Source organism: Amycolatopsis suaedae, from assembly GCF_004214935.1.
Classification (GTDB): domain Bacteria; phylum Actinomycetota; class Actinomycetes; order Mycobacteriales; family Pseudonocardiaceae; genus Amycolatopsis; species Amycolatopsis suaedae.
In genome coordinates this window covers 1-8,010 of the sequence record NZ_SFCC01000031.1, presented here as the reverse complement: position 1 = coordinate 8,010, position 8,010 = coordinate 1, and the positions used below count along the sequence as shown (strand labels likewise).

The 8,010-nt window shown below is 70.5% G+C and carries 5 protein-coding genes; 2 read left to right on the top strand and 3 right to left on the bottom strand.

The genetic code is table 11. The features are described 5' to 3' along the window. Positions 1-128: 128 nt before the first annotated feature. Genes EWH70_RS35330 through EWH70_RS35320 form a run of 3 tightly spaced genes read right to left on the bottom strand, consistent with a single transcriptional unit; the run spans position 129 to position 3,984 of the window. Positions 129-1,616: an AMP-binding protein gene (locus tag EWH70_RS35330; protein ID WP_130479961.1), complete on the bottom strand. Its 1,488-nt coding sequence runs from the start codon at positions 1,614-1,616 to the stop codon at positions 129-131. Then, complete coding sequence (locus EWH70_RS35325; RefSeq protein WP_130479960.1) at positions 1,610-2,524, bottom strand: asparaginase; 915 nt, start codon at positions 2,522-2,524, stop codon at positions 1,610-1,612. Before EWH70_RS35325 ends, EWH70_RS35330 begins: the two co-directional genes overlap by 7 nt. After that, positions 2,521-3,984, bottom strand: a complete 1,464-nt coding sequence (locus EWH70_RS35320) for an amino acid permease (protein ID WP_130479959.1) — start codon at positions 3,982-3,984, stop codon at positions 2,521-2,523. Before EWH70_RS35320 ends, EWH70_RS35325 begins: the two co-directional genes overlap by 4 nt. A 234-nt stretch (positions 3,985-4,218) precedes the next feature. Between EWH70_RS35320 and EWH70_RS35315 the strand changes: the two genes are divergently transcribed. Then, entirely contained in the window at positions 4,219-7,470 is a 3,252-nt protein-coding gene (locus EWH70_RS35315; RefSeq protein WP_130479958.1) for a S8 family serine peptidase, read from the top strand. A 163-nt stretch (positions 7,471-7,633) separates the two neighbouring features. After that, a partial coding sequence (locus tag EWH70_RS35310; RefSeq protein ID WP_130479957.1) for a PHP domain-containing protein occupies positions 7,634-8,010 on the top strand: 377 nt, incomplete at its 3' end.

Genomic DNA, 8,010 nt, shown 5'->3' with positions numbered 1-8,010 from the left:
CCGGAAGCTAAGCCCACCAGCGCCGATGGTACTGCACTCGAAGGGGTGTGGGAGAGTAGGACACCGCCGAAATCAACATCAGAGAAAGCCCCCGGCCACCAAGCCGGGGGCTTTCTTCATGCCCGGAATCACAGCAGGTCGGCGACCAGGCGGCGAGGCAGTTTGCCGGACTCCGTCCGCGGCAGCTTCTCGACGAACCGGAACTCCCTCGGCGTCTTGAACCCGGCCAGGGCCTCCCGGCAGTGGGCTTCTAGCGCGGCGGCGAGCTCGGGGCCGGCGTCGGCAGTGGGCTGCACGACGGCCACCACCCGCTGGCCCCACTCCGCGTCCGGCACACCGATGACGGCCACGTCGGCGACGCCGGGGTGCTCCAGCAGGCGGCCTTCCACCTCGGCGGGGTAGATGTTCACCCCGCCGGACAGGATCAGGTCACTGCGCCGGTCGCACAGGTACAGCCTGCCCTCGGTGTCGAGGTACCCGAGGTCCCCGACCGTGATGAAGTCCCCGTGCCGGTTGGCCGCGGTCTTCTCCTCGTCGCCGTGGTAGCGGAACGTCGTCTGCGGGGAGCGGTAGTACACCGTGCCCACCTCGCCCGTGGGCACCGGCGAACCGTCGGTGAGGATCTGGACGTCCACGCCCGGCAACGGCCGTCCCACCGTCCCGGGGTGCGCCAGCCAATCCGCGGAGCCCACCGTGGAGACCAGCCCCTCGGAAGCGCCGTAGTACTCGTACAGCACCGGGCCCCACCAGTCGATCATGCCCCGCTTGACCTCGTGCGGGCACGGCGCCGCACCGTGGACGACGCTGCGCAGGCTGGACAAGTCGTACCGCGACCGGACTTCGGCGGGCAGCCGCAGCAGGCGGTGGAACATCGTCGGCACCAGGTGCGTGCCGGTGACGCGGTGGGCCTCGATCAGCCGCAGGGTCTCCTCCGCGTCGAAGCGTGGCATCACCACCAGCGTGTGCCCGAGGTGCAGCGAGTTCACCGCGAACGATCCCGGACCCGCGTGGTAGAGCGGGCAGGCCACCAGGTGAACACCGGGACCGGGCACGATGCCCAGCGACCCGAACCACCCCACCTGGAACGGCTGGATCCGCGGCGGGGTCCCGGGCAGTGGCCGCCGGACGCCCTTCGGCCTGCCGGTGGTGCCCGACGTGTACAGCATCAGCTGACCGAGCTCCCTGTCCTCGGGCTCGGTGGGCGGCTCGCCTGCGCCCAGCTCGGCGTAGTCCGTCCAGCCCGGCGCGCCGCCGATCGCGAAACGGTGCGGGACGCCGGGATCGCCGGAGGCCAGGTCGGCCTCGGCGACCAGCACCGTCGCGCCGCTGTCGCCGAGGATATAGCTGATCTCGTCGGCGGTGCTCCGGTAGTTGACCGGCGTGAAGTACAACCCGGCCTGCCACGTCGCCAGCACCAGCTCGACGTACGGGATTCCGTTGCGCACGACCGCCGCGACACCGTCGCCACGGCCGAGCCCCAGCCCCTGCAGCCCGCGGGTGAGCCGGTTGACTCTGCCTGCCAGCTCGCCGAACGTCACGGTCCGGCCGGCCGGGTCGATCACCGCGACGCGCCCGGGATGGGCGCGTGCCACCTCGAAGAACCCGACCGTCACCATGCGTCGAACGTTACCGCCGCCCGCGTGTCACGCACCCGCAGCGGGGCGAGCGATTCCGTGTCCACGCCGCAGAACTCCAGTGCCGCCAGCGTGATCGGCAGCCGCGCCCGGTCCGAGCCGTCGGCGATCTTGATCGCCAGCGCCGTCCCGTCCGCCAGCGCGGCGATCTGTACCCCTTCGAAGCCGTCCTTGGCCATCAGTCCGGGCACCGCCCGCATCAACGCCGTGACGTCCCGCGCCGAGCCCGCGACCATCTCCGGGTGAGCGCGCATCGCCGCGGCGACCTCCCCCTCGGCCGAGGCGATCCGGCCCGCCGCGTGCGCGAGCCCGCGCAGGGACACGGCGAACAGCGGCGCTCCGCAGCCGTCGGTGGCCACGTGGGCGGGCGGCTCACCGCACAGCCGCTTCACCTCGGCCGCGACGGCCTGCTGCACCGGGTGCCGGGGGTCCAGGTAGTCCTCGAGCGACCAGCCGTGCTGCCGGGCCGTCGCCAGCATCGCCGCGTGCTTGCCCGAGCAGTTCTGCGCCAGCTGGCTCGGCGCCCGCCCCTGCTCGAGCCAGGTGCGCCGCACCGCCTCGTCGTAGGGCAGCTCCGGCGGGTTGCGCAGGTCGGCCACCGACAGCCCGGCCTGCGCCAGGATCCGCCGTGCGCCGTCCAGGTGGACGTCCTCGCCGGAGTGGCTGGCCGCCGCCAGCGCCAGCAGGTCGGCCGGCAGCCGCAGGCCCAGCTCGACCAGCGCGCTCGCCTGCACCGGCTTCATCGCCGAGCGCGGGTAGAACGGCTGGTCGACCTCGCCGGCGGCGAACCGCACGGACCCGTCGGGCGACAGCACCACGATCGAGCCGTAGTGGACGCTCTCCACCCGGCCGTCCCGCAGCACGTGTACCAGCGGGACGTGCTGGGTCACGGCCCGTCCTCCGTCTTCAGTTCCACCAGCGCCTTCTCCGTGTCGACCCGCCTGCGCACGCAGAACCAGCCGATCACCAGCGCGACGATGATCGCGGGCAGTGCCAGCAGGGTGATCCGGCCCGCCTCGTCGAACCACATCAGGACCACGACCGACGCCAGGAACACCAGCGTGACGATCTCGGTCACCGGCGACCCGGGCAGCCGGAAGCTCGGCCGTCGCACCAGGCCGGCCTTGGCCTTCCGCCAGAACAGCAGGTGGCACAGGATGATGATGGCCCAGGTGGCCAGGATGCCGATCGCGGCGAAGTTCAGCACGATCTCGAACGCGTCGCTGGGCACCACGTAGTTCAGCCCGACGCCGACCACGCACACCGCCGACGTCAGCAGGATGCCGCCGTAGGGCACGTGCCGCGAGTTCATCACGCCGGTGAACTTCGGCGCGGAACCGGCCTTCGCCATCGACCGCAGGATTCGCCCGGTCGAGTACAGCCCGGAGTTCAGGCTGGACATGGCCGCGGTCAGCACCACCAGGTTCATCACGTCACCGGCGGCGGGCACGCCGATCGACGACAGCACCGTCACGAACGGGCTCTCCGACTTGCTGTACGAGCTCCACGGCAGCAGCATCGCCAGCAGGACGACCGAGCCGACGTAGAAGACACCGATGCGCCACATGATCGAGTTGATGGCCTTCGGCATGATCTTCTCGGGGTTCGCGGTCTCGCCCGCGGTGACGCCGACCAGCTCGACCGACGCGTAGGCGAACACGATGCCCTGGACCACCAGCACCATCGGCAGCAGACCGGCCGGGAAGATGCCGCCGTTGTCGGTGATCAGCCCGAGGCCGGGCGTGTGTCCCTGGATCGGGTCGCCCATCACCAGCAGCACGATGCCGATCACCATGAACAACACGAGCGCGGCGACCTTGATGATGGCGAACCAGAACTCCATCTCGCCGAACAGCTTCACCGACACCAGGTTCAGCGCCAGCACGACGGCCAGCGCGACCAGGGCCAGCACCCACTGCGGCACGGCCGTGAACATGCTCCAGTAGTGGGCGTACAGCGCGATCGCGGTGATGTCGGCGATCCCGGTCGTCGCCCAGTTCAGGAAGTACATCCAGCCCGCGACGAACGCGCCCTTCTCGCCCATGAACTCCCTGGCGTAGGACACGAACGCCCCTGAGGACGGCCGGTGCAGCACCAGCTCGCCGAGCGCGCGGACGACGAAGAACGCGAACAGGCCGCAGACCGCGTAGACGATCGCCAGGCTCGGCCCGGCCGATGCCAGCCGGCCGCCGGCGCCGAGGAACAGGCCGGTGCCGATGGCGCCGCCGATGGCGATCATGCTGATGTGCCGGGGGCGCAGCGCCTTGCTGTACCCGGCGTCACCGGCGTCGGCCACGGCTGGGGCGGTTGGCGTGGTTTGTCCGGCTGTCGGGCTGTCTGACAGGTGCATGGACGAACATGTTGATTTGCGTCACTAGTGCTTGTCAAGTGGGTGGATTGTTTTCCTCTCCTTTCCTCCCAATGGCCCCTAGCGCCGCACCCTGTGTGTCGAGAAAACTCCGTGAGCCCCTAACGAGGGAATCTCGTTCGTGGGTCGGATTTCGTGTGTGTCTTCGGGCGGCCAGCGTCGGGGCTTGGTGGCCCCGTCGAAGGTGCGCGCCGACGCGTTCAGGAGGGACGTGGGATGACCACACGCAGCTGGCGCCGGCAGGGCAGGACCCGCCGGTTCAGCAGAACCGCACTCGGGGCGGCGGTGAGCACGGCGATCGCCGGTGCGCTGCTGGCCGTCCCGCCGACCGCCGCGGCCGACCCCGCGCCGGGCGGGGAGCCCGACATCGGCAAGCACGACGAGGAGCTGCTGCGCCAGGCCGAGCAGGCGGGCAAGCGCACGGTGAAGGTCCTCATCGCCACCGAGCGGGGCGCCCGTGCCGCGAGCGACCTCGGCGCCGCCGGTGCCGAGGTGGAGTACCGCGCCGACGACATCGGCTACGTCCGTGCCGAGGTGCCGGTCGACAAGGTCAAGCAGCTCGCCGCCCTGCCCGGTGTCCACGCCGTCGACGTCGACGAGAACGTCCCGCTGCCCGATCCGCGCCCGCAGGGCGAGAAGCCGCCCACCCCGCAGACCCCGCCCGGCCCCGGCACGCCCGCGGTCAACCCGTACCTGCCCACCGGTGAGACCGGCGCGGCCCAGTTCACCGGCGCGCACCCGGCCTGGGACGGCCGCGGCGTCACCGTCGGCGTCGTCGACACCGGGATCGACCTCGACCACCCGTCGCTGAACGTCACCAGCACCGGCGAGCGCAAGGTCACCGACTGGGTCACCTACACCGACGGCCGGTTCACCAACGGCGTGAACAACGACGACGACCCGACCTGGCTGAACATGGTCACGCAGGTCACCGGACCGACGTTCACCCAGGGCGGCGTCTCCTACACCGCGCCGGGACCCGGTGCGTTCCGTTTCGCGGTGTTCGACGAGCGCGACCCGCGCCTCGGTGGCGACGTCGGCAACGACGTCAACCGGGACGGCAACCCGGCGGGCAGCTCGGGCAAGTTCGCCACCCTCTGGGCGCCGGACTCCGGCACCGTGTGGGTCGACACCAACCAGAACGCCAACTTCGCCGACGACAAGCCGATGACCGACTACAAGGTGCGCGGCGACGTCGGCACCTTCGGCACCGACAACCCGGCCACGCCGGTCCGCGAGGCCATGAAGTTCGCCGTGCAGACCGACCCGGCCAACTCCGTGGTCAACATCGGCATCGTCTCCGACGCCCACGGCTCGCACGTCGCGGGCATCATCGCCGGCAACAAGCTGTTCGGCGGCGCCATGAACGGCGCGGCACCCGGCGCCAAGCTGGTGTCGGTGCGGGCCTGCCTGTTCGTCGCGGGCTGCACCGACCACGCCCTGTTCGAGGGCATGATCTACGCCGCGCGGGACGCCAACGTCGACGTGATCAACATGTCGATCGGCGGCCTGCCGCCGCTCAACGACGGCGACAACGCCACGGCCGAGCTGTACAACCGGCTGATCGACACCTACGACGTCCAGATGTTCATCTCCGCGGGCAACGAGGGCGCCGGGTCGAACACCGTCGGCGATCCGTCGGTGGCCGACCGGGTGGTCAGCGTCGGGTCGTACATCTCGCAGGCCACCTGGCGCAGCAACTACGGCTCGGACTCCGCCGACCTGGACAACCTGCACGGCTTCTCCTCCCGCGGCCCGCGTGAGGACGGCGGGTTCAAGCCGACCCTGATCGCCCCGGGTGCCGCCGTCGCCCCGGTGCCGACCTGGCAGCAGGGCCAGCCCACCGCCGGCACTTACCCGCTGCCGCCGGGCTACGGCATGTTCAACGGCACGTCGATGGCCTCGCCGCAGGCAGCGGGTGCCGCCGCCGTGCTGGTCAGCGCCGCGGTCGCCAGGGGCGTCGAGCACAAGCCGGCGCAGCTGCGCCAGGCGCTGAACTCGACGACCCGCTTCATCCCCGGCTACCAGGCCTACGAGCAGGGCAACGGCCTCATCCAGGTCGAGCGGGCCTGGAACCAGCTGCGCGCGGGTATCGGCACCGTCGACATCACCTCGTCGGTGCCGGTGAGCACCGTCCTGTCCGGCTTCCTGGCCACCCCGGGCGTCGGCGTCGGTATCCACGACCGGGAGGGCGTCAAGGCCGGTGACCGCTACGTCAGGGAGTACACCTTCACCCGCAGGTCCGGGCCGGACCACCCGATGACCTACCGGGTCAACTGGGTCGGCAACGACGGCACGTTCAGCTCGGCGCCGACGATCCTGCTGCCGAAGAACTCGGCGGTGAAGTTCCGGGTGACCGTCAACCCGAGGACGGCCGGGGCGCACTCGGCGATCCTCAACCTGGACAGCCCGATGACCACCGGCGTCGAGTACCAGACGCTCAACACGGTGATCGCGGCCGAGGACTTCACCGCGGCCAACGGCTACACCGTCCGCCACGGCGGGCAGATCGGCCGCAACGAGACCAGCAGCTTCTTCGTGCGGGTCCCGCAGGGCGCGCCGGCGCTCAAGGTCGACATGACCGGCGGGGGGACCACGCCGGGCGCGGGCCAGATCCGCTTCCTGCGGTTCCACCCGTACGGCGTCGGCTTCGAGGACAACTCGTCGCTGAACTGCTACAACCCGCCGGTCGCCGGTGGTGGCGGGTGCGACACCGGCAGCCCGGCCAGCCGCACGGTGAGCAACCCGACGCCGGGTGTCTGGGAGATCGAGGTCGAGGCCCGTCGCACCTCCGACGCGGCGTTCGCCCCGTACACGCTGACCGCGTCGGTGCTGGGTGCGTCGGTCACGCCCAGCCCGGACACCATCCCGGCCGCGCAGCCCGGTCAGCCGATCAACCGGCAGTACCAGCTGACCAACCTGTTCGGCCCGTTCACCGGCCGCGCCGCGGGCACCACGCTGGGCAGCGCCGTCGTCGCCCAGCCGACCATGGCCCACGACGCGCGGGCGCAGTGGAACATCGACGTCACCCCGGGCTCGACCGGGCTGCGTACCCGGATCGGCTCGCCCGCCGACGTCGGCGCCGACCTGGACCTGTTCCTGTTCAACTGCACGAGCGGGAGCTGCGTCCTGCACGCGCAGAGCGCCGACGGTGACTCGGAGGAGGAGATCAACGTCCCCAACCCGGCGGCGGGCAGGTGGATCGCGCAGGTCCACGCGTACAAGGTCCCGTCGGGCAGCACGGCGTTCCGCTACCTGGACGTCTTCACCAACCCGGCGTTCGGCAACGTCGCGGTGACCGACGGCAACGCGCTGCGGCCCGCCGGAGCCACCTGGACCGTCCCGGGTGTGGTGACCGCGCAGGCCGCCCCGGCGGCGGGCCGGGTGCTGCTCGGCAACGTCGAGGTCCGTACGGACGCGAACGTGCTGGTCGGCTCGGGTGAGGTGATCGTGCAGAAGGTCGGCTGACCGGCCGCATCTCGTGAAGGCCACCTTCGGTACTGAGACGTGCCGAAGGTGGCCTTCACGCGCTCCGGCGAGGCGGCTAGGAGAGCCCTGGGGGTCGGGACTAGTCTGGGTGCCCCGGGTCGTTGGCTGTGGGACGGTTGCCGTTCAGGGGAGGTTTTCGCTGGTGTCAAACGATTCTTTCGTCCACCTGCATGTTCACACCGAGTACTCCATGCTGGATGGTGCGGCGAAGATCGCTCCGTTGTTCGCTGAGGCGGCGCGGCTGGAGATGCCCGCGGTGGGGATGACCGACCACGGCAACATGTATGGGGCTGACGAGTTCTATCAGCAGTCTCGTAAGGCCGGGTTGAAGCCCATTATCGGGATTGAGGCGTATATCGCGCCGGAGTCGCGGTTTCACAAGAAGCCGGTGTTCTGGGGGCAGTCGTCGCAGCGGGGTGCCGATGAGTTCGGTGAGGGCGGCGACGTCTCCGGTGGTGGTGCGTATACGCATATGACGATGCTGGCGGAGAATGCGACGGGGTTGCGGAATCTGTTCAC

Bases quoted from the DNA above. Each gene is read 5' to 3' on its own strand.
- EWH70_RS35330 (WP_130479961.1), bottom strand. From the start codon at position 1,616: ATGGTGACGGTCGGGTTCTTCGAGGTGGCACGCGCCCATCCCGGGCGC.
- EWH70_RS35315 (WP_130479958.1), top strand. From the start codon at position 4,219: ATGACCACACGCAGCTGGCGCCGGCAGGGCAGGACCCGCCGGTTCAGC.
- EWH70_RS35320 (WP_130479959.1), bottom strand. From the start codon at position 3,984: ATGCACCTGTCAGACAGCCCGACAGCCGGACAAACCACGCCAACCGCC.